At 68.1% G+C, this 23,492-nt stretch carries 26 protein-coding genes and 2 pseudogenes; 12 read left to right on the top strand and 16 right to left on the bottom strand.

Annotation, left to right across the window (positions count from 1 at the left end):
- Positions 1-32: 32 nt before the first annotated feature.
- Positions 33-851 (bottom strand): helix-turn-helix transcriptional regulator, encoded by an 819-nt coding sequence (locus ABD235_RS37800; protein ID WP_344183170.1) that lies wholly within the window; start codon positions 849-851, stop codon positions 33-35.
- Positions 852-922: 71 nt separating this feature from the next.
- Here ABD235_RS37800 and ABD235_RS37795 point away from each other — a divergent pair, with 71 nt between their 5' ends.
- On the top strand, positions 923-1,639 hold the full coding sequence (locus tag ABD235_RS37795; RefSeq protein ID WP_344183169.1) for an SDR family oxidoreductase: 717 nt from the start codon (positions 923-925) through the stop codon (positions 1,637-1,639).
- Between the two features lie 166 nt (positions 1,640-1,805).
- On the opposite strand, the gene ABD235_RS37790 is transcribed toward ABD235_RS37795, so the two are convergent.
- On the bottom strand, positions 1,806-2,369 hold the full coding sequence (locus ABD235_RS37790) for a hypothetical protein (protein ID WP_344183167.1): 564 nt from the start codon (positions 2,367-2,369) through the stop codon (positions 1,806-1,808).
- Between the two features lie 185 nt (positions 2,370-2,554).
- On the opposite strand from ABD235_RS37790, the gene ABD235_RS37785 reads away from it, so the two are divergent.
- On the top strand, positions 2,555-3,433 hold the full coding sequence (locus ABD235_RS37785) for an SAM-dependent methyltransferase (protein ID WP_344183165.1): 879 nt from the start codon (positions 2,555-2,557) through the stop codon (positions 3,431-3,433).
- Positions 3,434-3,464: 31 nt separating this feature from the next.
- On the opposite strand, the gene ABD235_RS37780 is transcribed toward ABD235_RS37785, so the two are convergent.
- Positions 3,465-4,043, bottom strand: coding sequence for a TetR/AcrR family transcriptional regulator (locus tag ABD235_RS37780; protein WP_344183163.1), 579 nt, complete (start codon positions 4,041-4,043; stop codon positions 3,465-3,467).
- A gap of 80 nt (positions 4,044-4,123) precedes the next feature.
- Between ABD235_RS37780 and ABD235_RS37775 the strand changes: the two genes are divergently transcribed.
- Positions 4,124-4,897, top strand: a complete 774-nt coding sequence (locus tag ABD235_RS37775) for an oxidoreductase (RefSeq protein ID WP_344183161.1) — start codon at positions 4,124-4,126, stop codon at positions 4,895-4,897.
- Positions 4,898-5,067: 170 nt separating this feature from the next.
- Here the strand turns inward: ABD235_RS37775 and ABD235_RS37770 are convergent, their stop codons facing one another.
- Positions 5,068-5,349, bottom strand: a complete 282-nt coding sequence (locus ABD235_RS37770; RefSeq protein ID WP_344183159.1) for an MFS transporter — start codon at positions 5,347-5,349, stop codon at positions 5,068-5,070.
- 43 nt (positions 5,350-5,392) lie between these two features.
- A complete protein-coding gene (locus ABD235_RS37765; protein WP_344183157.1) occupies positions 5,393-6,922 on the bottom strand; it encodes an FAD-dependent oxidoreductase in 1,530 nt (509 codons plus the stop codon).
- An 83-nt stretch (positions 6,923-7,005) separates the two neighbouring features.
- Here ABD235_RS37765 and ABD235_RS37760 point away from each other — a divergent pair, with 83 nt between their 5' ends.
- Positions 7,006-7,620: a TetR/AcrR family transcriptional regulator gene (locus ABD235_RS37760; RefSeq protein WP_344183155.1), complete on the top strand. Its 615-nt coding sequence runs from the start codon at positions 7,006-7,008 to the stop codon at positions 7,618-7,620.
- On the opposite strand, the gene ABD235_RS37755 is transcribed toward ABD235_RS37760, so the two are convergent.
- Entirely contained in the window at positions 7,608-8,213 is a 606-nt protein-coding gene (locus ABD235_RS37755) for a LacI family DNA-binding transcriptional regulator (RefSeq protein ID WP_344183428.1), read from the bottom strand. The two genes, ABD235_RS37760 and ABD235_RS37755, sit on opposite strands and share 13 nt — an antisense overlap.
- Positions 8,214-8,321: 108 nt before the next feature.
- Between ABD235_RS37755 and ABD235_RS37750 the strand changes: the two genes are divergently transcribed.
- Positions 8,322-8,858: a CGNR zinc finger domain-containing protein gene (locus ABD235_RS37750; protein ID WP_344183153.1), complete on the top strand. Its 537-nt coding sequence runs from the start codon at positions 8,322-8,324 to the stop codon at positions 8,856-8,858.
- Positions 8,859-9,038: 180 nt separating this feature from the next.
- Here ABD235_RS37750 and ABD235_RS39985 read toward each other — a convergent pair.
- Positions 9,039-9,101: pseudogene (locus ABD235_RS39985) on the bottom strand (hypothetical protein); the annotation flags it as partial.
- A gap of 112 nt (positions 9,102-9,213) precedes the next feature.
- A pseudogene (locus ABD235_RS39980) lies at positions 9,214-9,333 on the bottom strand (alanine dehydrogenase); the annotation flags it as partial.
- Between the two features lie 51 nt (positions 9,334-9,384).
- Between ABD235_RS39980 and ABD235_RS37745 the strand changes: the two are divergent.
- Positions 9,385-9,603 (top strand): Lrp/AsnC ligand binding domain-containing protein, encoded by a 219-nt coding sequence (locus ABD235_RS37745; RefSeq protein ID WP_344183151.1) that lies wholly within the window; start codon positions 9,385-9,387, stop codon positions 9,601-9,603.
- A 51-nt stretch (positions 9,604-9,654) separates the two neighbouring features.
- Here ABD235_RS37745 and ABD235_RS37740 read toward each other — a convergent pair whose 3' ends face one another.
- Together ABD235_RS37740 and ABD235_RS37735 are read right to left on the bottom strand one after the other, a co-directional pair.
- Complete coding sequence (locus tag ABD235_RS37740; RefSeq protein WP_344183149.1) at positions 9,655-10,275, bottom strand: NAD(P)-dependent oxidoreductase; 621 nt, start codon at positions 10,273-10,275, stop codon at positions 9,655-9,657.
- Positions 10,272-11,057, bottom strand: a complete 786-nt coding sequence (locus ABD235_RS37735) for an inositol monophosphatase family protein (RefSeq protein ID WP_344183147.1) — start codon at positions 11,055-11,057, stop codon at positions 10,272-10,274. Before ABD235_RS37735 ends, ABD235_RS37740 begins: the two co-directional genes overlap by 4 nt.
- Here ABD235_RS37735 and ABD235_RS37730 point away from each other — a divergent pair.
- Complete coding sequence (locus ABD235_RS37730) at positions 11,056-12,102, top strand: LysR family transcriptional regulator (RefSeq protein WP_344183144.1); 1,047 nt, start codon at positions 11,056-11,058, stop codon at positions 12,100-12,102. The genes ABD235_RS37735 and ABD235_RS37730 overlap by 2 nt on opposite strands.
- 73 nt (positions 12,103-12,175) lie before the next feature.
- Here ABD235_RS37730 and ABD235_RS37725 read toward each other — a convergent pair whose 3' ends face one another.
- Positions 12,176-12,796 (bottom strand): HDIG domain-containing metalloprotein, encoded by a 621-nt coding sequence (locus ABD235_RS37725; protein WP_344183142.1) that lies wholly within the window; start codon positions 12,794-12,796, stop codon positions 12,176-12,178.
- Positions 12,797-13,011: 215 nt separating this feature from the next.
- Here ABD235_RS37725 and ABD235_RS37720 point away from each other — a divergent pair, with 215 nt between their 5' ends.
- On the top strand, positions 13,012-13,644 hold the full coding sequence (locus tag ABD235_RS37720; protein ID WP_344183140.1) for a TetR/AcrR family transcriptional regulator: 633 nt from the start codon (positions 13,012-13,014) through the stop codon (positions 13,642-13,644).
- A 43-nt stretch (positions 13,645-13,687) separates the two neighbouring features.
- Here the strand turns inward: ABD235_RS37720 and ABD235_RS37715 are convergent, their stop codons facing one another.
- Entirely contained in the window at positions 13,688-14,191 is a 504-nt protein-coding gene (locus ABD235_RS37715; protein ID WP_344183138.1) for an Lrp/AsnC family transcriptional regulator, read from the bottom strand.
- 179 nt (positions 14,192-14,370) lie between these two features.
- On the opposite strand from ABD235_RS37715, the gene ABD235_RS37710 reads away from it, so the two are divergent.
- From ABD235_RS37710 to ABD235_RS37695, 4 genes are all read left to right on the top strand, one after another.
- Positions 14,371-15,474, top strand: coding sequence for a Glu/Leu/Phe/Val family dehydrogenase (locus tag ABD235_RS37710; protein ID WP_344183136.1), 1,104 nt, complete (start codon positions 14,371-14,373; stop codon positions 15,472-15,474).
- Between the two features lie 74 nt (positions 15,475-15,548).
- Complete coding sequence (locus tag ABD235_RS37705) at positions 15,549-16,640, top strand: thiamine pyrophosphate-dependent enzyme (RefSeq protein ID WP_344183134.1); 1,092 nt, start codon at positions 15,549-15,551, stop codon at positions 16,638-16,640.
- A gap of 1 nt (position 16,641) precedes the next feature.
- Positions 16,642-17,634, top strand: coding sequence for an alpha-ketoacid dehydrogenase subunit beta (locus tag ABD235_RS37700; protein WP_344183132.1), 993 nt, complete (start codon positions 16,642-16,644; stop codon positions 17,632-17,634).
- Complete coding sequence (locus ABD235_RS37695; RefSeq protein ID WP_344183130.1) at positions 17,631-18,785, top strand: dihydrolipoamide acetyltransferase family protein; 1,155 nt, start codon at positions 17,631-17,633, stop codon at positions 18,783-18,785. The genes ABD235_RS37700 and ABD235_RS37695 overlap by 4 nt, the downstream gene beginning before the upstream one ends.
- Before the next feature lie 90 nt (positions 18,786-18,875).
- Here the strand turns inward: ABD235_RS37695 and ABD235_RS37690 are convergent, their stop codons facing one another.
- From ABD235_RS37690 to ABD235_RS37675, 4 genes are all read right to left on the bottom strand, one after another.
- Positions 18,876-20,621, bottom strand: a complete 1,746-nt coding sequence (locus ABD235_RS37690) for a gamma-glutamyltransferase family protein (RefSeq protein WP_344183128.1) — start codon at positions 20,619-20,621, stop codon at positions 18,876-18,878.
- A gap of 85 nt (positions 20,622-20,706) precedes the next feature.
- Positions 20,707-21,570, bottom strand: a complete 864-nt coding sequence (locus ABD235_RS37685) for an ABC transporter permease (protein ID WP_344183126.1) — start codon at positions 21,568-21,570, stop codon at positions 20,707-20,709.
- Entirely contained in the window at positions 21,567-22,397 is an 831-nt protein-coding gene (locus ABD235_RS37680; protein ID WP_344183124.1) for an ABC transporter ATP-binding protein, read from the bottom strand. The genes ABD235_RS37685 and ABD235_RS37680 overlap by 4 nt, the downstream gene beginning before the upstream one ends.
- Positions 22,398-22,428: 31 nt before the next feature.
- Positions 22,429-23,457 carry an ABC transporter substrate-binding protein gene (locus ABD235_RS37675; RefSeq protein ID WP_344183120.1) on the bottom strand — a complete coding sequence of 343 codons (1,029 nt, stop codon included), beginning with the start codon at positions 23,455-23,457 and terminating at the stop codon, positions 22,429-22,431.
- Positions 23,458-23,492 lie beyond the last annotated feature (35 nt).

Genomic DNA, 23,492 nt, shown 5'->3' with positions numbered 1-23,492 from the left:
TCGCACCATGTGTCAGCGGCCACAGGGTGTTGTCAGACCGGCTGCCTGGACAGCCTGTGCAGGGTCCGCGCGGCACGTGATCCGTGGTCGGCCGTGATCAGGACGACCTCCTGGTCGTCCTCGGGAACCAGCAGCACATCACAGTTCAATCGCAGCCGACCGATCTCCGGGTGGTCGATGATCTTGGTCCGGTGCCCCGGCGCGTGCACCGGACGCGTCGCCCAGATCTGCCGGAACTCCTCGCTGCCGGCGTTCAGTTCGGCCAGCAGAGCGATCAGTTGGAGGTCGTGAGGATAGCGGTCGGCGGCCCGGCGCAACCGCGCCACCACGATGTGTCCGAATCGCTCGGCGTCGGGGCTTTCCTGCATCGTCGGCCCTTCGCCCAGGAAGCGGCGCCTGGCCAGGTTCGTCCGCCCGCGCGCGAGGTGGCCGCCGAGCAGCGCCTCGGCCAGGGGGTTCCAGGCGACGACGCCGTACGCCGCGTCGGTGACCACGGCACCGGTCTGCGGCAGACGCTCGAGCATCTGGGCAACATGCGGGCGTACCCGCCGGACCGGGCTACTCCCCGGCGGCGCGCTCGATCCCGCCAAGCGGAACAAGTGGATGCGCTCCGCGGGCGTGAGCAGCAGCGCCCGGGCCAGCCCGTCCAGAATCCGCTCCGACGGTCGTGGTCCCCGGGCTTGTTCCAGCCGCGTGTAGTAGTCGACCGACAGATGGGCGAGCTCCGCCACTTCTTCGCGGCGCAGCCCCGGTGTGCGACGAGCGGGGCCGGTCTCCGTCAGACCGATCTCGTGCGGACGCAGGCTTGCCCGGCGATCTCGCAGGTAGTCGGCCAACTCCTGCCGTGCCACACCGCCTCCTCGCACTGCCTGGTACAGGTTGTCCCTGGCAGGGCGCCCGTAGCCGGGGAACCGTGGTAGTCATGAACGAACGCACAGCTCTGGTCACTGGTGCCAACAAGGGCATCGGCAAGCATATCGCCCGGCTGCTCGCCGCCGAGGGTTACACCGTGTACGTGGGGTCCCGCGACGCCGGTCGAGGGCAGCAGGCCGTCGAAGAGATCAGTGCCGGCGCCCGCCTGCTGATCCTCGACGTGAGTGATCCTGACGGCATCGAGAAGGCAGCGGCTCAGGTGGACCAGTTGGACGTGCTGGTCAACAACGCCGGGGTAGCACTCTCGCTCGACCCACCGGCCGCGACTGACGTCGAAGAATTCCGGCGCACGTACGAGATCAACGTCTTCGGAACGGTGGCGGTGACCAATGCCTTCCTCCCCGCGCTGCGCCGGTCGCCGCACCCGCGCATCGTCAACGTTTCCAGCGGTACGGCCTCGCTGACCTGGAGCACGAACCCCAACCCCCAGTTCTCCCCGGGTAGCGGCACCGCCGCGGCGTACCGGTCGTCCAAAGCCGCCCTCAACGCTCTCACTGTCTTCTACGCCCAGACGCTGGTAGCGGACGGCTTCAAGGTCAATGCGCTCGCCCCCGGCGCGCGGGCCACCGACCTCACTCCTCGGGCCGCTGCTGTCGGAGGCGACCCGGTCGAGGCCGCTCAGGGTGCACTTCACCTGGCGCTGCTCTCGGACGACGGCCCCACCGGTGGCTTCTTCTCCTGGGACGGAACGCTCGTGCCGTGGTGACCGACCGTCAGGGCGGATGGGGCGGCGGCCCGCTCGCAGGGGTCGAGCGGACCGCCGTCTCCCCTCACCGCTCGGGACGTGATTGCCGGAAACGTCCCGAGCGGTGAAGGGGTCACTGTGTGGATTGCTCAACGCTCTTGATCACAGCGTCGAAGTGGCCGTGGAGTCAGTTGCCCTTTGCCGCGCGCCCGAGACGGATGGCCGCGATCAGGAAGAAGATGGCGCCGGGGATGGCGTAGCCCACCGCGTTGGTCAGTGCAGGGTTGTCGGCCGAGGCGCCGGCGATGAACGACCCACCGGCGAGCACGGAGATGCCACCGCTGATGATCATGGGCCACTGACCGCCCAGCTTGCGGCGGGTGACGCCGACAATCAGCTGAACCAGACCGGCCACGACCGCCCAGGTACCCCACACCCGCAGAACAGCCGAGGCATCAGACGCGCCGGCCACACCCAGACCGATGGCAGCGAGCAGGCTGACCGCGATGTTGACGTAGAGCAGCCTCGGCGAACCGATCGCCCGCGACGAGCGGGAATCGACGATGGCGGCGGCAACATCGAACAGCGGGTAGAGCACGAACAGCGCGACAGTGAGCGGATTGAGGTCCTTGGCGAGCGGGATCATCACAGCGGCCCAGACGATCGCGAACGCGAAGCGGACGAAGTAAAGCCGCCGCAATGCAGCCGCCGTCGTCGAGAAGCCAGGTGCGGCGGTGGTGGTCATGGTCATCCAATCGGTCGTTTCTGAAGAGATCTGCCCGCGGCGATTGCCTGCAGATGGAACGTTCTATTCGCTCCAACCTTGGCGATATCGATCGCGCTTGTCAAGACGGAACGTTCTATCCGGTATCGTGGCGGACGATCGCCCGAGCTGGGCACCATCAATTCGGCTTCTGCTTCAGGAGGTCTGCGCAGATGACCATCCGAACCGCTCCCACCCTCCCGGACGGCGTGGAATGGACCGCTGTCGTCGTGGCGGCCCATCGGGCCGCCGAATCGCTGTCAGACCGCCCTGCTTTCCGTGACCCCTTGGCCGAGGCCGTGGTGCGCCACCTCGGCCTGGCCGCGCCCGGTCGGCCACCGAACTTCGGCTCCATGCCCGGAGAGATGGCAGGGACGACTGCGCTGATGGGCGACCTGGTGGTGGTTCGAACCCTTCACATCGACCAAGCGCTGACCGACGCCGGCCTTGACCAGGTGGTCCTGCTCGGCGCGGGCCTGGACGGGCGCGCGTACCGGATGCCGTGGACGGGGCGACGGATCTTCGAACTCGAACTTCCTGCGGGACTGGCACTCAAGGACGAGGCCGCTCGGGCGGCGGGACTGAAGCCGATCGCCGGTCGTACGCCGGTGCCCGCCGATCTGGCCGGTGATTGGCCGACGGACCTGTTCGCCGCGGGCTTCGATCCATCCCGTCCAACCGCCTGGGTTGCCGAGGGACTGACGGTTTACCTCACCCGCGCCGAAGCCGACCTGCTCATGAGCCGGGTCCGTGGCCTGTCCGCGCCAGGCAGCCGGCTCCATATCGAGATCGCACAGCCGATCGGAGAACGCCTGACTCACGACACCGCCACCGACGACGGAATGCACCGCCTCGTTTCAGTGCTCCGATACGGGCCACCCACCCCGCCGCACGACTGGATCGCCGGGCACGGCTGGTCACCGGACGCACTGACCCTCGCCGAACTCGGCAATTCCTACGGGCGGAAGGTCAACGACACCTGGGACCCGGCTCGGGGCGGGATCGACCTCTGGTACTTCGATTCCGGACTCCTCCCCGCTCGCCCGGCGTAGCAGAACCTCCGCTCCGGATCGAGCGGGGCCACTAGCTGTCCCTGGGGCTCGGTGCGCCGTAGCGCAACCCGTCGTACAGGATCGCGGCGATGCGTACCGCATCGTCCTTCCAGCCGGCGGCGCGCAGCCCGCAGATGCCGCCAAGAGCGCGCAGGACGATGCGCCCGTCGACATCTCCGCGGACAAGACCGGCCGCAGCGCCCGCGGCAAGCAGTTCGTCGAGAGCACGCGCCATCTCGTTGCGTGCGTCGTCGAAGACCGGCGATTCGGTCGCCAGGACGCTCTCCAGCGCCTCCCCCATCCCCTTGCCCACTGCGGCATGCTCCACGATCAGCAGCAGAAAGGTGCGCAGAGCTTCGTCCGGAGCGTGGTCAGCGAGCAGCCGGGCCGGAGCGGCGCAGAGTTCGGCGACGTCCTGGCGGTACACCTCCGCGACAAGCGCGCCGCGCGTTTCGAAGTGGCGGTACAGCGTGCCGATTGCCACACCGGCCCGACGCGCGATCACTTCGACGTGGGCATCGTCGGCGGCGAGGAGTGCTTCCCGTGCCGCGCGCAGCAGGGCTTCGCGGTTACGGCGGGCATCGGCGCGCAGTGGGCGTGACGAGGGCAACAGTCCTCCATAAGGTGAGTCTGGCTCCGGTTACGCGTAGAGTTTCCGGAGTCAGGTTCACTTTACCGAGGGAGACACCCGTGCCGATCGAGGACGAGGGGTTTGGCGGTCTTCGAGTCCTGGTGACCGGTGGCAGTCGAGGGCTGGGCGAGGCGACGGCCCGCCGGTTCGCGGCAGCTGGGGCCACCGTGCTGACCGCCTCACGAACCGCGCCCCCCGAAGACCTTCCCGCCACGTTCGTGCCCGCCGATCTGCGGTCGGCGGAGGGCGCGGCAAAACTCGCGCGGCGCGTGGTGGACATCGCCGGCGGCGTCGACGTCCTGGTCAACAATGCCGGAGCTACCTCCGGCCCCATGCCCACCCTGCAGCGCTCCGACGCGTCCTGGCTCGCCGACCTGGAGATGAACCTGCTCAGTGCGGTCCGCCTCGACCGGCTACTCGTTCCCGGCATGATCGAGCGCGGCTCGGGCGTCGTGGTGCACGTCTCCTCGATCGCCAGTCACCTTCCCCCGCCCGCCTTGGCGTCCTACGCAGCATCGAAGGCAGCCCTCAACGCCTACAGCCGTGAGTTGGCGACAGCGGTTGGCCGGCAGGGCGTACGTGTGGTCTGTGTCCTGCCGGGCTTCGTCGCGACTCCGGGAGCGATCGAGCAGCACCAGCAGATGGCCGACAGTCAGAGCGTCACCCTCGACGAGGTCAGGCAGCAGCTCGCGGACCGCCTGAACGTGCCGATGGGGCGCCCCGGCGACCCCGAGGATGTCGCCGAGATGATCACGTTCCTCGCCTCCGGCCGCGCCAAGTGGCTCACCGGCGCGCAGTTCCGGGTCGACGGCGGCATCATCCCGACGATCTGAGCCACCACGCGGCAAAGGAATCGAGGAAGTCGTCACCACCTACATCTTTCTCGGTGGTCTTCTCGTGCTGGGGAACAGACCGGGCAGGTGAAACGCCTCGGGATGCGGGCCGGGAGCTTCTCGGCCCGCTCCTGGGATCTGTGGACAGTGGGCGCCTGCGCGGCAGGGTCTCAGACGAACTGCGTCGACGACCGGCCTGCTGTCTCCTTGTTGATGTACGCCGCGACACCCGTACCGAGGGCCGTCAGGGCAACGAAGTACGCCGGCAGGAGGAGGTTGCCTGTTGATGCGTACAGCGCGGTGAGGATGAGCGGTGCCGCTCCGCCGAGAGCAGCAGTCGTGACGTTGTACCCCAGGGAGTACGCGGTCGTGCGGTGGTGCGTGGGGAAGAGCTCGATCAGCATCACCTTCGCCGAGGCCCACGAGGTACTGAGCAGTCTCGTCGACCTCATCCAACTCAAACTCACCACAGGAACTTGATGCGGTGGGGGCAGCTCAGCTGATCTCGGCGAGGTAGTCCGACACCGCCGAGATGTCACCGGCGTCGGAGATCACTGCGACATAGCCGTCGGGGCGGATCAGGACGATCGTGGTGTCGGTCGCTCCGTACGCACCGGCGAGATGCCCTTCGGCGTCGGCGATGCCACCGGAACCGGTCGGCTTCCCGACGACGTGAAGGGACCTGGGCCCGAACGGGAGGGCGCCGACCGCAGGCTCGGGACCGAAGCTCAGCACCGTGAAGCGCCCGCCGCGGGTCAGCTCGAACAGCCGCCGTTCGCCGTCCATCGTCATGAGGGCGGGCGCATCGGGAGCACGGTCACCCGCGCGGAGCACAGCAGTCTCGTCGCGATCGTCGCGCGCCAGAGACGAGCCGCGATAGTTCACACCGAGCTGCATCGTGCTCGCATCGCGGCGGGTGGGAATGCCCTTCTGCTCGAGCGTCTCCTTGAGGCGCGCGTTCGAGAGAGCGAGCACGTCTGCTGCGACCGGTCGCCGCTCGGCCTCGTAGCTGTCGAGCAGCGCCGACGAAGCGCCCTGCGCGACCGCCGCGAGCTTCCAACCGAGGTTGTACGCGTCCTGGATACCGGTGTTCATCCCTTGGCCTCCAGCGGGCGAGTGGACGTGCGCCGCATCGCCGGCGAGGAACACGCGACCCTTGCGATAGTGGTCGGCCAGGCGGATGTTGGCACGCCACAGCGACGACCACTCCGGCTCGTGGAGCCGTAGGTCGGTGCGGCCGCTGCGCCGCTCGAGAATCGCCTGCATGTTCGCGAGGCTGACCTCGGGGTCCTGGCCAGGCGCGATGCCGGCCTGGTACTGGAAAACGTCGGTCGAGGGCAGCGGGCAGAGGTTGACCAGACCCTCCTCGTGCCGCCACATCTGCCAGGCGTCACGATCGAGGCCGTCGACCGCGACGTCGGCCACGATCATCCGCACCTCCTCGCGGGTCTCGCCCTCGAACGCGATCCCCGCCTGCTTGCGCACAGCGCTGTGGCCGCCGTCGCAGCCGATCAGCCAATCCGTGGTGACCCTCTCGGACCTGCCGTCCTTGACGACCAGCGCCGAAACACCTTCGTCCGACTGCTCGAAACCGCCGAGCGAGGTGCCGAACTCCACCTCTGCGCCGAGTTCCGCCAGCCGCAGCCTCAGCGCTTCCTCGATCCGCCACTCGGGCGTGATCAGGCTCGCCGGATAAGGGATGTCGGGGCGATGCACGGGCTTCTGTGCGCCATCAAGAGTCTCTCGGCCGTCGGGCGCGGTCGTTCGGATCGGCATCGCCATCCGGCCGTGGGCGATCACGCGTTCGACGATGCCGAGATCATCGAACACCTCGAGGGTCCGCGGCTGGATGCCCTTGCCCCGCGAGCCGGGCTGCGGACCGGGCGCGGCCTCGATCAGGCGGAACGAGACGCCGCGGCGGGCGAGCTCGCAGGCCAGCGTCAGCCCGGTCGGACCGGCGCCGACGATCAGCACCGCCAGCTCGTTCCGCCCGTGCGGCGACAGCGTTGCTCTCGGCTCTGTCATCTCATCCTGCCTAAGAAAGTAATCACTTTCTAACTAGACTACGAACTCTTGTTAAGAAGGGCAAGCCTTTCTATCGTGGCTTCGTGGCTACCCAGGCGTCCGACCCCGTCCGTCGTCGCCGGCACGGCAAGCAGTTGGAATCAGCACTGCTCGCCGCCGGATGGGACGAACTGCTCGAGGTCGGTTACGCCCGCCTGACGATGGAATCGGTCGCGGTGCGCGCTCGCACCAGTGAACCTGTGCTCTACCGCCGCTGGGCCAACAAGGACCAACTCGTGCTCGCCGCGTTCGAGCATCACCGCACCGCCAATCCGATCACGATCCCGGACACCGGCGCCCTGCGCGGAGACCTGCTCGCCCTGCTGACCGCGCTGAGCGAAGCCCTGGCCGGCTTCTACGCCATCGCCACAGCCGCCGCCTTCTCAGGGCTACTCGCAGATACCGGTCTCACCCCCTCCCAGGTTCGCGACAGCGTGATGGACGCCCAGCAACTCCCGCGCGTCCGAGCCCTCTACCAACGAGCCCACGACCGCGGCGAAATCGACCTCGAGCGCATCCCCACGGCAGTGCTCGAACTGCCGTTCGACCTGGTGCGCCACGACATGCTCATGGACCTCCGGCCCGTGAAGCCCGCGCGCATCCGGTCGATCGTCGACGAACTAGTGCTGCCCCTCGTGCAGAGCCATCAGGCGAGATGACCTTCCGCCCCGGTCGGCGAGACCACGATGTGGCGTCGCTTCGGTGAGCCGACGCCGGCCACGCGATCCAGGAGCAGTCCTACTGCCGCGTTGGCCACCGTCTCGTGATCGACGGACGGCACAGCCGGCACCGGTGCACTGTCGAACGAGACCCGATCGAATGCCAGATCGGAGCATCCGTCCCCCAGCAGGACCACGGGCCTACTCGGTGCCGTAGGGGCAATTGATGCCGTCGGCCACAACAGGATCCCGTCGACCAACTGGTCGCGGAGCCCCTTGAGAGCCAGTTCTTCCGCACCGGCATCGCACTCGGTCTGCTCGATCAGAACGGCGAGACCACGGCTCTTCGCGGCCCGGCCGACGGCAGCGGTCAGGCCGGCGAAGTACAGCTGCGCGAGATCGGGAATCGCCAGCGCGATCACGCCGCAGCGCCCACGGCGTAGCGAGCGGGCTCCTGGATTGGGGCGGTAGTCCAGCTCGGCGATCGCGGCCTCCACCTTGGCCCGGGTGGCCGGCGTGATGTGCGGATAGTGGTTGACGACGTTGGAGACGGTCTTCATCGAGACACCGGCCCGCTGGGCGACATCGCGCATCCGCACCGCCATTGCTCCTCCGTGTCATCACGTGATGCTGGAGATCATCACGTTACAGAGCTCTCTGACGCAACGCTATGACCCAGGCCAACGCGTTATCTTGGCGAGGTGCGTGTTCACGTGGAACCGATGCCGCTCGACGCCCTGGTCGAATTGGTGAACGGCTGGGGTGTCGAGCCTCGCCGCGCGGGCGCCCGGTCGGCGGTGCCGCCCCTCGGTGATCTCGCCGACCGCACAGGCCTGCCCGCCTCGGTGACCGCCGCGCTGACCGACCCCGACCTCATCCAGTTCGCGGACACGATCTTCGAGGTCTTCACCTCGGCGGGCACAGCGTCTCGCGTCGCCACGATCTCCGGCCTGCTGACCACTGTCGATCTTCGGCCCGATCTCGCACTGACGGATGGCCGAGTACGGCGGACCTGGTGGGTCGACGCGCGCGACGCCCTACTGGCGGCGGCGCTGCTGGCCCTGCGGAGGCAGTTGTGCGACGAGGACCCTGGCCGCCTTGGGGTCTGTGTCGATGACGGTTGCGCGGACATCTACATCGACCACTCCCCCGCAGGACGGCGCCGCTTCTGTTCGATCACCTGCCAGAACCGTGCCCGCGCCGCCAGCTTCCGGCGCAGGCGCCGATCTGCGTCGTAACCCGCCGCATTCCGGGGGGTCGCCTAAGCAGCGGCGAGTTCGCGATCGAAGGCCGCGGAGACCCCAGCGTTCGTGATGCGGTCGGCATCGGTGTTCAGGCCCCTTCGCGAGCGCCGGGTCCTGCTCGGCGATTTCCCACCGGCTGGAGGCACTGGTCCGGATCCGCCCGGCGTACCGGCGCTCGAGCTCACGCAGGCGAGGCAAGGACAGGTCGATCACCGTGACGTCCGCGCCGAGCCCCATAGCGTTCGCGGCAGCAGGTGGGTGAACAGCACCTGGTCGTCGCGCAGGAACCCGTACTCGGCGCTATCGGCTCCTTCACCTTGGTGATCAGCTCCGAGGCGCCCCAGACTTCTTCGGCCGAACCGACGATCGTGGCGCCGGCGTCGGCGTACGCCTGGTCGTCGATCCGGGAGCCGACACCGGCGCCCTGCTGGACCAGAACTTCATCGCCTCGAACGACGAGGATGTCCACTCCAGCAAGCGTGATCGCTACGCGGTTCTTCCGGGCCCGCTGCTCGACTCGGTGGACGAAGAGCTGCTCGCGCACCTGGCAGTCGACGGGCGGGCCACGAACTTTGTCGGCGGGACCGACGACTTCCTCGTCCACGTCGCCGTTCCCGGCTCGTCGGAGTTGCGGCGCTTCGTGGTCGACCATCTCTCGGCCCGGCGCAGCGTGGCCTCGACCCGCACCAGCGTGATCTTCGAGTACCACCGAAACGTCGTCGCAGCTCCCTTCGAGTAGGCCTGGTGTGCCGGTCCAACAGCCACTGCGGGAGCGAGCGGCCGTTGATCTCTAGCGCGACTGATCGAACAGCGCGATGGTGTCCGCATCTGCGAACTGGGGCGTTTCGGCTTCCGTGATCATCAGCGCGGCGATCCCCGCGCGCGGCGCCAGCGGCGGGAACGCACGTGGCCGGTACGTCGTCGCCTCGATGAGACGCCCGTTCTCCTGGTACGGCCTACCGGTGAGCGGGCCGGCGTACACGGTGGTTCCGCCGGCATCGCGGATCGCCTGACCGGCGAGATCTTTCGCGGACCATTCATGGCGGAGAGCCTGCTTGAGGAGTGCACCGGTCAAGGGGCCGAGGGCTCCCTCGGTGGCGCCCATGCCGAGCGAGGTGAGCCAGATGACGCGTGGACCTGCCGCGGCGAGCTGGCGGGCGCCGTCGATGAGGACCGCGGGGTCCTGTTTCTTGGCAATGCCCAGGCCACTCAGGACTATGTCGGAGTCACCGACGGCAGCGGCGACTGAGCCTGGCTCGCTGACATCGGCGCGGAGAACCCGAAGGTTGCTTGACGCAATGATCTGGTCAGGCCGGCGGGCCAGTGCGATCACCTCGTGGCCACGGTTCAGTGCGCGGGCGACCAGGAGCCGGCCGGTTCGGCCGGTCGCGCCGAGGATGGCGATCTTCATGAACGTACCTCGGACAGGACGTCGACGGCCTCGGCATGTACGCCGGGCGTGGAAGCCAGGAAGTCCTTGCTGGCAAGGGTCCAAGGCTTGCCGCGAGTGTCGGTGACGGCGCCCCCGGCTTCGGCGACCAGAAGGGCGCCGGGTAGCAGGCCCGAGCGGACGTCGGAGAACTGCCAGAAGACGTCCAGTTGACCGGCCGCGACGTAGATGAGTTGCAGAGTGGCCGGTACCGAGACTCGGACCACCAGGGCGTTGAGCAGCATGCCGGTGACCGAAGCGCCCAAACTGCGGAGGTCTTCTTCGGTTTCACCCGGCTTTGCCTGACCGGTACCGACCAGCGCTGCCTTCAGGTCTGACTTCGCGGAGACCTTCAGCGGTACGCCGTTCAGGTGCGCACCGCCACCTTGGAGCGCGGTGTAGACATCACCGGTCAGCGGCAGGTGGACCACGGTCAGCGTCGGGGTGTTGTCGCGCACCAGCGTCGCGGTCACCGCCCATTCGCTCAGACCGTGAATGTGGTTGATGTTGCCCTCGGCCGAGTCGACCACCCACCAGTCGCCGTCCGGCAGCAGACCGCCGGCGAGTTCGTCCTCCGCCCAGCGAGAGCCGGGAGCGGCCTCCAGGAGTGGTTCGCGCAGGAATGCGAGAACCGCCTCGTCGTTGGCGTAGATCTCCCGGACGATCTCCTCGAGGTCGCCGGGGCGCGCACTGGTGTCGTACCGGTCACGCAGTTGCTCTCCAGCGGTTTTCACCACGACGACGGTTCGCTCCAAAAGGTTCATGGTCCCGACCGTAGAAGGTGGCATCATTAACTTCAAATGCAATCTAGCTACGTCTGGATTAACCCACATGCAATTGGATTTGAACCTGCTGCTCGCGCTCGACGCGCTGCTGGAAGAGGGCAGCGTGACGGATGCCGCCGCCCGGTTGCACGTCTCGGCGCCGGCGATGAGTCGCACGCTTGGTCGCATCCGCCGCGCCACCGGAGATCAGATCCTGGTGCGCACGGGCAGGGTCATGACCCCGACGCCTCGGGCCCTCGCTCTCCGCGAAACCGTGCACGACCTGGTCCAGCGGGCCGAAGCGGTGCTCTCGCCGACCACTGAGGTGGATCTGGGCGCGCTGAAACGGACCTTCATCCTGAAGTGGCACGATGCCCTGGCCGCGGCGGCCGGTCCGGCGCTGCTTCGTTCCGTACGAGCCGAGGCGCCTGCGGTTCGTCTACGGTTCCTGGCCGAGGCCAGTAGCGACGTCCAGGATCCCCGTCGAGGCGACATCGACCTCGAAGCCGGATCCAACGCTCCCCCCAGACCGGAACTCCGCCACGAGCTCGTCGGCCACGATCAGCTCGTCCTCGCCCTCCGCCCGTCGCACCCTCTCGCACGCCCCACGCAGCCGCTCGCGACGCATCGCCTCCGCCGTACGCCCGACGTCGACCCCGTGGTGGCCGCAGCCGGCCGAGGCGGACTGTCCCTCGACGACTACCTCGACGCGGAGCACCTCACTGTCTCCCGCCGTGGTCGGCTGCGTGATCCGATCGACGACGCGTTGGAAACCCAAGGCCGCACCCGGTACGTCGTGGCCGCCGCCCCCACGATCACCACAGCCCTGCAGTTCGCCCGCGAGCACGACCTCGTCGTCGCGATTCCCGAACTGATCAGCCGCCAACTCCGCCAGGGCCTCGAAATCCGAGAGCTTCCACTCCCCATGCCGCCCATCCCCATCTACCTCACCTGGCACCAGCGCTACGACAATGACCCCGCCCACGCCTGGCTGCGACGGCAAGCCCGAACAGCACTGCGAGACGCCATCGATCAGTCCTCGTAGGCCACCTTGTCTTTGTTCATGTACCGACAGTCGGTCGGCGGCAGTTCTCTGCGCGCCGCACGGAATGTCCGGCCTAGAAAGGCGCTGGAACCGACATGGTGCGGCCGCAGCCGGGAATGACCCCCACACTCAAGGCCCCCAGATTCCCCGCCAGACCGTCGGCATGGTGCACGACGACCGCCTCGGGCGACCGGCGATCCTCCATCAGGTCGGAGTACATGCTGTGTCCGCGAACAATGTCACGAACCTGCTGGGGGACACCGCAGAGTTCAGCCAGCTCGGCTCCGAGGATGCCGTGATCGCGCAGTGATCGGCCTGGCCGGAAGATGACCTTGTCGTCGCTGTCGTTCGTCCACAAAAGCGGCTTGTCCACGTCATGGAGGATGGCAGCGGCCAGGGCGACGTCATGGTCCACCTGCAAGCCGTACGTACCTTCGGCGAGCCCGACGAGATAGCCCACCTGGTCGTTGACGGCGTTGACGTGCCGCAGCAGCTTCGTCGCCCCCTCCCCCTGGAGCACGTCCCGCAGGCTCTCGTAGTCCGAGTCCTTCCAGGAACAGGCCCAGGTCAGCACGACGGACTCGCGGAGAGCGTCGTTCCCGACCTTCTGGATCGCGGGAATCAGGGAGACGACCTCCGCAACCGCCGATTCGTCGATCCCGTTCCGGCTCTGCCCGAGCGGCTTGACCGCCACGCTGCTTACCCCTGTTCGGTGAGTGGAGCCGCCAGGCCTGAAGCTGCAGCGAGGGCCCGGCTAACTGCGACACATCTCTCGCTGATTCAGAAGCGTGAACGCGACCTCATCATCTTGTCAACACCAAAACGCCGCGCACGAGCCGGTGACACCGCAGGCATGCTACCGTCGGTGCCACTCTTATCCACGAGTCTACTATCTGTTGTCTGGGAGCAATGTCTAGCAACGAGGTGAGCGCTGTCGGTGTGTCCCGAGGAAGTCGCGGTAAGCGCAGCGATGCCGTGCGCAACCGCCAACGGCTTCTCGATGCCACGGCCGAGGTCCTGCGGGCGGAACCGGATGACCTCAGCATTCCGACCGTCGCCGCTCGGGCGGGACTCTCGGTGGCCACCACCTACCGGTACTTCCCGTCGCTCGAAGACCTGCTCACCAACTACATGCTCGGCGTGGTCGTCCAACTGCGCGATTACAGCCATGACTGCACCAAGACCGGGACCGCGCTCTTCGAGGACGTGGCCACGCACTGGGCCCGCCAGCTCAGGCTGCACGGCCCGGCGATGGTCCAGCTGCGCTCGCGCCGCGGCTTTCTCCGCCGCCTGCGGGACAACGACGAACTGACCGGTGTGGTCCGCGACGCCTGGGAGCGCCCGATTCGGGGAGTACTGCGCCAGCTGGGCGTCTCCGACGACCACTTCGATCACGCGTTGTTCCTGTACAACGTGCTCTTCGACCCTCGCGAGGTCCTCGACCTGGTCGACACCGGACTGCGAGAGGCCGAGGCCGTGAGACGCCTCGTCGCCGCCTACTACGCCGCGGTTCAGGGCTGGGCGTCGCTCGACGCCCGCTGACTCACACCGGCGAGGGCGACCGCTGCCGAGCATGCTCGGCAGCTCAGCGCGGCGCGGGTGTCGAACGCCCCCATCCGGCGCCCTTGGTGATCTGGTTCAGCAGCGGCTGGGCGCGGTACGGGATCGGGGTGGCCACGGTGAACGTCGAGTTCGTCTTGCGGACACCGTCGATCTCGACGATGGCGGCGGTGAGTACCTGCAGCTCTTCGAGTGATCCGATCGCGACGTGCACCAACAGGTCCTCGCGGCCGGCCTGAATCTTGACCTCGAGGACCTCGGGCAGCAGCTCGAGCCCACGTACGATGCGCTTCATCACCCGCTGGTCGATCTCGAGGGTGACCAGTGCCTGCACCGGCGCACCGATCGCCGTCAGGTCGATGACGGGTTGGAAGCCGAGCAGGATTCCCTCCTCCTCCAGCCTCCGCAGCCGCACCTGGACGGTGTTGCGGCTGACCCCCAGCTCCGCGGCCAGCTCCGCGATTCCCGCCCGCGCGTTGACAGTGAGCTTGCCGAGGATCTCCACGTCCAGCTGATCGATGCTTGGCACAACGAGAACCTCCGTACAGTCGGGGGTGGCATGAGCTTGGCGAAATGCCATGTTGCAGCCACATCTCTTGACGGGTGTGCTGCGCTGCTTCGAGTATAACGGTTCAGAACGCAGGTGTGATCCACCTGTGGCGGACCAGCTGTCCTGCACACCCCGCGGACAGTCCGAGCGAGAGCGACATGTCCATGAATCTCCAGCTGGGGCCCCGGACAGCGGGCGTGTTCGAGCGTGACGACGAGTTGGCCGGCGCCGGCCACGAGCAGGTCGTCTTCTGCCGCGATGACGACAGCGGCCTCCGGGCGATCATCAGCATCCACGACACGACTCTGGGGCCGGCGCTCGGCGGGACCCGGTTCTTCCCCTACCCGAACGAGTCCGCGGCATTGCGCGACGGGTTGCGTCTGTCCCAGGGCATGACCTTCAAGGCAGCCGCGGCTGGTCTGCCGCTCGGCGGTGGCAAGGCGGTCATCATCGGGGATCCGGCGAAACTGAAATCGCCGGCGCTGCTGCGCGCCTATGGACGGTTCGTCGAACGGCTCGGCGGCAGCTACGTCACCGCGGCCGATGTCGGGACCTCCTCCGCGGACCTCGACCTGATCGGGGAGACGACCCGCCATGTCGTGGGCCGCAGCGTTGCAGCGGGTGGATCGGGCGACAGTGGGCTCTCGACCGCTCGGGGCGTCTTCCACGCCATGCGCGCAGCGGCCCGGCTGGCCTGGCCGGCCGATGGTCTGAGTGGTCGGACGGTAGGGGTCGAAGGTGCCGGCAAGGTGGGGTTGCACCTCATAGGCCTACTCCTCGGCGAGCAGGCCGAGGTCGTGCTCAGCGATCCCTCCGCGGCGGCCCGGCAGCGGGTCTTCGACACCTACGGGCAGCTTCCCGTCGCGCCTTCGCTGTTCGACGTACCGATCGACGTCTACGCACCCTGCGCCCTGGGCTCGACCCTCACCCGGTCCTCTGTCGCCACCCTGCACGCCTCGGTCGTGTGCGGCGCGGCCAACAACCAGCTCGCGGACCACAGTGTGGACGACGCCCTGTTCCATGCGCAGGTGACCTGGGTTCCGGACTTCATCGCCAATGCCGGTGGACTGATCCAGGTCGGCGGTGAGCTCCTCGGCACTGCTCCGTCCGACGTCCTCGCCCAGGTCCGCCGCATCGAGGACACCACCCACGAGGTCGTCTCGAGGTCGATCGAACGACAGACGCCGACCGGCTCGGCCGCACTCGACATCGTGCGCGCCCGGCTCTCGCGCGATGCCCCGCACCAGCACGCCTTCGCATGACCCCGGTGCGGCGCACCGCGACCAGGCCGGGCGTCGCCGGCCTGTCCACTCCCCCACAACTCCCAGAGGAACCCATGCCGACCTTGGAACGATTCTGGACAAGTACCGCCGAGCCTCCGACCCAGTTCGTGACACCGGACGGTCAGCTCACCGAGCTCGGTGCCGCGTACGGCGTACAGCCCGCGCTGGCTCAAATGCTCTACCGCGACATGGCCCGCGCACGGCGCCTGGACCAGGAGGCGCTGGCCCTGCAGCGTCAGGGTGAACTCGGGCTGTGGTTGCAGTGCTGGGGGCAGGAGGCCGCGCAGGTGGGATCGATCAGAGCGTTGGCCCCGACCGATCACGTCTTTCCCTCCTACCGCGAGCACGCCGCGGCCATGGTCCGCGGCGTGACTCCGGGCGAGCTGCTGGCCCAGTGGCGCGGCGTGACCCACGCCGGGTGGGACCCCACGTCGTACAACTTCCACTTCTACTCCCTGGTGCTCGGCACCCAGACCCTGCACGCCACCGGCTACGCCATGGGCTCGGTGCTCGATGGTGACGACCAAGTCGTCGCGGCCTATTTCGGTGACGGTGCGAGCAGTCAAGGCGACGTCAACGAGGCGCTGAACTGGTCGGCGGCCGGCAATCTGCCGGTGTTGTTCGTCTGCCAGAACAACCAGTGGGCGATCTCGACACCCATCGACCTGCAGTTCCGTACACCCGTTCATCAGCGTGCGGCCGGCTTCGGGCTGCGGGTCTTCCACGTCGACGGCAACGATGCCCTGGCGACGTACGCCGTGACCCGCGAGGCCGCGGCCCTGGTCCGCAGAGGCGAGGGGCCCGCGCTCATCGAGGCGGAGACGTTCCGGATGGCCGGCCACTCGACGTCCGATGATCCGGCCCGCTACCGGACGGCGGACGAACTCCGGACCTGGCAGGCCCGCGACCCGCTGACCCGCCTCGAAGTGCTGCTCCGCGGTCTCGGTACAGCTACCGAGTTCTTCTCCGACCTCGATGAGGAACTGGAGGCGCTCGCGGCGGAGATCCGTCGCGTGTGCCGTGAACTTCCCGAGCCTGTGCCCGGAGACCTGTTCACGCACGCCTACGCCGGACCGCACGCGCTGGTCGAGGCCGGACGGCTGGCGCACCGCGAGCTCGTCGACCTGATGGCAGAGGAGGCTTGAGATGACTACCACGATGACGCTCGGCAAGGCGCTCAACGCAGGACTGCGACGAGCGATGCAGGACGACAGCCGGGTCCTGGTCCTGGGTGAGGACGTGGGCAAGCTCGGCGGGGTGTTCCGGATCACGGACGGCCTGCAGCGCGACTTCGGCAGTGCGCGGGTCATCGACTCCCCGTTGGCGGAATCGGCCATCGTCGGGTGCGCCATCGGGCTTGCCCTGCGTGGGTTCCGCCCGGTCTGCGAGATCCAGTTCGACGGCTTCGTCTACCCCGCCTTCGACCAGATCGTCAGCCAGCTGGCCAAGATGCGGGCCCGATCCGGCGGCCGCGTCGCGCTCCCGATCGTGATCCGGATTCCCGTCGGCGGTGGCATCGGCGCGGTGGAGCACCACAGCGAGTCCAACGAAGCCTATTTCGCCCACACGGCCGGGCTGCGGGTGATTTCCTGCTCGAACCCCGCCGACGCCTACCGCCTCCTGCGCTCTGCGATCCAGAGCGACGACCCGGTCATCTTCTACGAGCCGAAACGGCGCTACTGGGACAAGGGCGCGGTCGACCTCAACGCGCACCCGGCCTCACTGGACCGGGCGCAGGTGCTGCGGACCGGCAGAGACCTGACCGTCGTCGCCCACGGCCCCACGGTGCACACTGCGCTGGCCGCGGCCGACGCCGCGGCCGAGGACGGCTACTCGGTAGGCGTGGTGGACCTGCGTACCCTCGCGCCGCTGGACCTGGAGACCTTGCGCCGCTGCGCGAAGCACACCGGGCGGATGGTCGTCGTCCACGAGGCGTCGACCTTCCTGGGGATCGGCGCCGAGATCGCGGCCGCCGTGACCGAGTCCTGCTTCTCCGAGTTGCGCGCACCGGTGCTGCGGGTCGGCGCGTACAACGTGCCTTACCCACCGGCCAGGCTCGAGGACGAGTTCCTCCCCGGCGTCGACCGCCTGCTGGACGCCATCGACTCCGCACTGTCTTTTCGAGGGGCCTACGCATGAGTGACCTTCGGGAGTTCCGCCTGCCCGATGTCGGTGAAGGCCTCACCGACGCCGAAGTACTGACCTGGCACGTCAGCGTCGGAGACAGCGTCGCCGTCAACGACCTCATCGTCGACATCGAGACGGCCAAGTCGGTCGTCGAGCTGCCTTCGCCGTACGCCGGCACAGTCACCGCGCTGCTGGTCGCCGAGGGCGTCACGGTCCCGGTCGGCACACCCCTGATCAGCATCGGTCCGGCAGGTGGTGCTCTGGCCGACGAGACGCCCGCCGGAACCTCGGTTGCGGCTGAGGCATCGCTCGTCACAACAGTCGGCTCGGAAGAGGACAAGCCCGCGGTGCTGGTCGGGCCCGGGCCCAAGGTCGATTCTCCGCGCCGGAGGCGTCTCGGCACCGCGAGGACCGCCCGGGGATCGGAGGTGTCAGCGCCCCCACTGCCCAGGTCCGCAGAAGCGCGCGAGACCCGCTCGCCGATCAAGGGCGTCCGCAAGGCGACCGCAACGGCGGTGTCACGGTCGGCGTTCACCGCCCCCCATGTCACCGAATGGCTGACCGTCGACATCACCCGCAGCATGGAGATGGTCCGCGCGCTGCGCGAGGACCGCCAGTGGGCCGGCGTCCGCGTCAGTCCCCTGCTGTTCGTGGCCCGAGCGTTCCTCCTGGCGATCCACAGCTACCCCGACGTCAACGCCAGCTGGGACGACGACGCCCAGGAGATCGTCGCGAAGCACTACGTCAACCTCGGCATCGCGGCCGCCACTCCCCGCGGCCTCCTCGTGCCGAACATCAAGGACGCCGATGCCTTGAGCCTTCGCGAGCTCGCCGACGCACTCGACGAACTCGTCACGACTGCCCGCGCCGGCAAGACCCAACCCGCCCAGACCGCCGGCGGGACCGCCACCATCACCAACATCGGCGCGCTCGGCGTGGACGCCGGCACTCCGATCCTGCCGCCAGGAGAAGCAGCCATCCTTGCCTTCGGCGCCGTCCGGCCCACCCCTTGGGTGGTCGACGGGCAGATCGCGATCCGGCAGGTCACCCAGCTCGCCTTGTCGTTCGACCACCGGTTGGTCGACGGTGAGCTCGGCTCCTCGGCGCTCGCCCGAACCGGCGCCCTTCTCCACGATCCCGGGATCGCCTTCCTGCACGCCTGACGCCCCCGTCTCCCGGCAACTTGGCAGCACAGCAAAGGGGTGTCGCGCCGTTCACCCGGCGCGGCACCCCTCAGTCGTTGTCGACTCGACCTACCAGCCGATGGCGTAGCAGGGACGTCGCGGGTCCGCAGCTCCGGCGTGCACGCCATCGTGAGAGTCGATCAGGCACACCGATCCGGCCCGCCAGGTGAGATCCGGCCACCAGTTCACGTCATGCCCGCGGGCCAGCAGTTCCGCGCCCACTTCGGGCCCGACGCCGGCCTCGAGGTGCAACCGGCCGGGACGGAAGTCGTGTGGTTCAAAGGAATCCGGGAAGCTGTAGCTGCCGAAGCGGGGAGCCTCCACCGCCTGCTGCGGGCTCATCTGAAAGGCGAGCAGATTCATCAGCACCTGCGCCATGGCCTGCGCCTGGACATCGCCACCCGGGGTGCCGAAGGGGATCACGCGGCCGTCCTGGCTCACTGCCAAGGCAGGGTTCGGCGTCAGTCGGGGCCGCTTGCGAGGTCGCACCGAGCTGGGATGGTCGGGATCGGCCCAGCTCTGCGAGCCCCGGGACGAGATCGACAGTCCGGTGCCTGGGATCACGGGGGTGTCGTACGAAACGTCGCTCGGGGTCGCGGAGAAGGAGTTGCCCCAGCGGTCGACGACGCAGATGTAGGAGGTGTCCAGCGAGGGCGGGGTCGGATCGAGACGCCGCTCGGGGACCGCGGGCAGCCGCGGATCGACGTACCCGCCCTCGACCGGAAGCCCGTGAAAAGCTCGCCCAGGATCGATGCGCGCCAGGCGTTCGCGGGCGTAGGCCTCCGACAGTAGGCGTTCGACCGGCGGCGCCACGAAGCGCGGATCGCCGAGATAGGCGTGCCGGTCGGCGAAGGCGAGCTTCACGATCTCGACGAAGGTGTGCAGGTAGTCGGCCGTGTTGTGTCCGTACGCCGCGACGTCGCCGCTGTCGAGCATCCGGAAGATCTGGAGCAGCGACGGCCCCTGGGACCACGCACCGCAGCCGTGCACGTCGACACCGCGGAAGGTCACGCGGGGCGTGTCCTCGATCTCACTGGCGTACTCCGCAAGATCCGCAAGTGTCAGCAGTCCACCGTTCTCGGCGTGGAACCGGTCGATCGCCTGAGCGATGTCGCCGCGGTAGAAGGCGTCACGGGCGGCGACCAGTCCCGCGTCCCGGTCGCCACTAGCCGCTGCTTCCTGATCGGCCATGTACTGCAGGGTGTTCGCCAGGTCGGCCTGGACGAACCGTTCGCCGACGCGCGGCGCGCGGCCGCCGGGCAGGTAGACCGCCGCGCTCGAAGGCCAGCGGGAGTACTCCTCCTCGAAGGTGGCGATCAGCTCGGCCATCAACGGGTACATGACGAACCCCTGGCGCGCGAGCCGGATCGCCGCGCCGGCGACGTCGCCGAACGACATCGTTCCGTACTTGCGCAGGGCAAGGATCCACGCGTCCGGCGCCGCGGGGACCACGGTGCGAAGGAGGCCGTGCGGGATCTCGCCGCCATGGTGGTCGCGGAACAGCGTCGGGGTCATGGCGCGCGGCCACCAGCCGAGGCCCGAGATCGACTTGACCGTGCCCGAGCTCCCCTCGCGAACGATGATCGGAGCCACGCCGGCGAAGTTGACCAGCTCGCTCTGCACCACGCTCAGGGCGATGCCACCGGCGACCCCGGCGTCGATGGCGTTGCCGCCCGCCTCCAGCACCTCGAAGGCCGCTGTGGCCGCCAGGTAGTGGCCGGCGGAGACCATGTGGTTGACCCCGGAGATCACCGGTCGCCCCGCCTCGGCGCCGGTCGCCGTGGTTTTGTGTCGGGAGATCCCGTCGATACTCATGCGCTTGTGCTCCTGCCGTGGCTAGTGGGGTTGTCGCTGCGCCGGCCTTCGTGGTGTGCGCGACGCCGTCTCGTGCAACCGCGGACTATCGCGACGGATGCCACCAATGCAGCAGTCGACGGCGACCGGCTTCGGCACTCATGACCACGACGAGTCCGATCACCGCCAGCAGCACCGCGACCGCGAAGGTGAGCGTCGCGTCCGCCGTACTGAGTGCTTGGGTCACCAGGAAGCCCAGTCCCTTGTTCCCGGTCAGCACCTCGCTGGTGACCACCGCGAGGAAGGCGAACGTCACCGCGTTCGGCAGTGAGGCCAGCGCCCAGGCCAGGACGTAGGGCGCCATGATCCGCCGGGTGATCTGCCGGCGCTTCGCACCGAGCAGCTGCGCGTTCTGCGACATTCGGATCGGTACCGACAAGCCACCCTCGTAGGCGTTCCAGAACACGATGAAGAACACGACGATGACCGCGATCACCACTTCGGCGGTGAGCGTCGCCCCGAAGGCGATGATCACGATCGGGATCAGTGCGATCCGGGGTACCGCGTTCATCATCACGAGGAACGGCCGCAGCAGCGCACTGGCGAACGGCGAGTTGCTGAGCACCAGCCCCATCGCGCCACCGAGCACCATCCCGATCACGAGGCCGAGCAGGCTGGCCAGCAGCGTGGGGCGGATGTACTCCCAGACCGTGAAACTCCCGTTGCGTCCGGTGAACATGTCGACCAGACGTGCGGCGACCGCTGTCGGCGAACTAACGAAGTAGGGGTCGAGGAAGCGGAACCGGCTGCTGAGGTAGCCGATCTGGGGCAGGTACTGCCAGGCGAGCACGAACACGACGAAGATGAGCAGCTGCCCGACCGCCAGGGTCGCGTTTCCTCTGATCCAGGTGGAGCTCGTCCTCAGCGCGGACTGCACGCGGGATCCGCTGCTCATCGCGAGATCGGTCATGACTCGTCACCCCGAATCTGTCGCCGAAGATCGCTCCAGACCTCTCCGTAGAGGCGCAGGAATTCATCGGAGTCCCGCATGCTCAGTACGTCCCTTTCCTTGCCGAACGACATCGTGTGCCGGCCCGCGATCCTCCCGGGCCGCTTGGACATGACGATCACCTCGTCGCTCAGGGAGACCGCTTCGGCGATGTCGTGCGTCACCAGCACGAGCGTGATCCCGAGTTCCTGGGTGACCCGAAGGACGTCCTGGTGGAGCGCCACCCGGGTCGGCTCGTCCAGGGCCGAGAAGGGCTCGTCGAGCAGCAGCAGCTCGGGCCTGGGCGCGATCGCCGACAGGAACGCGACGCGCCGCCGCATACCGATCGACAGCTGGTACGGGTAGGCGTCCTTGAAGTCCTGCAGCCCGACCAGCGGCAGCAGTTCGTCGATCACCTGGCGGACGTAGGCCTTGGGGCGCTTCCGGAACTTGAAGTGCAGCGCGATGTTGCCACCGACCGTCAGCCACGGCAGCAACGTGTCCTCCTGGAACATCATGGCCAGACCGTGGGTGCCCTCCGGCGCCGGAGACCGCGTCAGCGTTCCCCGGGTAGGAGTGGCCAGTCCGGCGAGCAGCCGCAGCAAGGTGCTCTTGCCACAGCCGCTGGGGCCGGTGATCGCGATGTTCAGTCCGCGTTCGACCCGCAATCCGACCCCGTGCAGCGCCAGCAGCCCGGTGTCGTACTCGAAGTCGATGTCGCGCAGTTCGATGATGGAGGGCGCACCTCCCGACCCCGTTCCTTCCACCGCGGTGCCGGCTTCCATGACCTTCGTACCTTTCGCGTTCATCGCCTACCTCCGCTTCCGCGTCCGCTCCAGCTCAGTTTGCGCTGATGGCCTGATCGAGGTACGACATGTCGACTCGCCGGTCGAAGGACCAGACCTCGGCTGTGGTGCCGCCCTTGAGCGCCGTGCCGCCGTTGACGAACCACTCGAGCTGGCCGGGCCAGCTGGCCGCGTTGATCTTGCCCTGGTTCGGCCACCGGAACGGCTTGCCGGCGTCCAGAGCGCTCCGGACGTTCGCCGCGGACAGGGTGTCCCAGCCCGGCACCGTTCTGATCGCCTCGGAGGCTTGCTCGGGCGTTTCGCCCATGAACGTCACGGCCTTGTTCCAGGCGGCCAGGAAGGCGACGACCGCTTCCTTCTTCTTCTTCAGGTTGTCCGGCAGGCCGAACAGGACCGCGCCGACGATGTCGGTGGGGAAGTCCGCGGGCAGGCCCGCCTTGGTGGTGGGACTCACCAGCATCACCGCCTTGCCGTCCTTGATGACCGGAGCCAGGCTCGACGACGGCAGGACACTGCAGTCCACCTGCCCGGTGACCATGAGGTTCACCGCATCGGTCGCCGAGCTGACCGCCTTGATGCTCCATCCGAGGCCGAAGGCCTTCTCGTAGTACTTGGTCCAGCCGTAGCTGACCGTGCCGACCCCGGCGGTCGCAACGGACTTGCACTCCTTGATGCCGCTCACGCCAGGTTTCGCCGCGACGTGCGCCGCACTGCCGCCGGCTGCTTTCGCGGCGATGATCGAGGTGTTCTTCCCGTCGCCCGCAGGCAGCATCGGTCCCGGGAGACCTACTGATCCGATGTCGGCCTGCCCGGACACCACGGCCGAGACGACGTTGCTCCCCGAGTTCACGAACTCGACCTCCAGGCCGGCCTCTTTGAAGTAGCCCTTCGCCTCGGCCACCGCCCCCTCGGCCTGGCTCGCGTCCAATCCCGACAGCGCAACGGTCAGCGCCGTCGATCCGCCGCCGGCGCCGTCATCACCTGACCCGCAGCCCGCCGCGCCCAGCGAGATCGCCAAGGAGGCAACAGCGACCACGACAACACTTCGCCTGGAACCGTGCATGTCCGAACACCCTTCTCTGAACGCTGGGTCGAGGC

It is taken from the genome of Kribbella lupini (assembly GCF_039529595.1).
GTDB lineage: Bacteria > Actinomycetota > Actinomycetes > Propionibacteriales > Kribbellaceae > Kribbella > Kribbella lupini.
The sequence above is the reverse complement of the archived record's forward strand: the minus strand, read 5'-3'. Positions and strand labels throughout refer to the sequence as shown.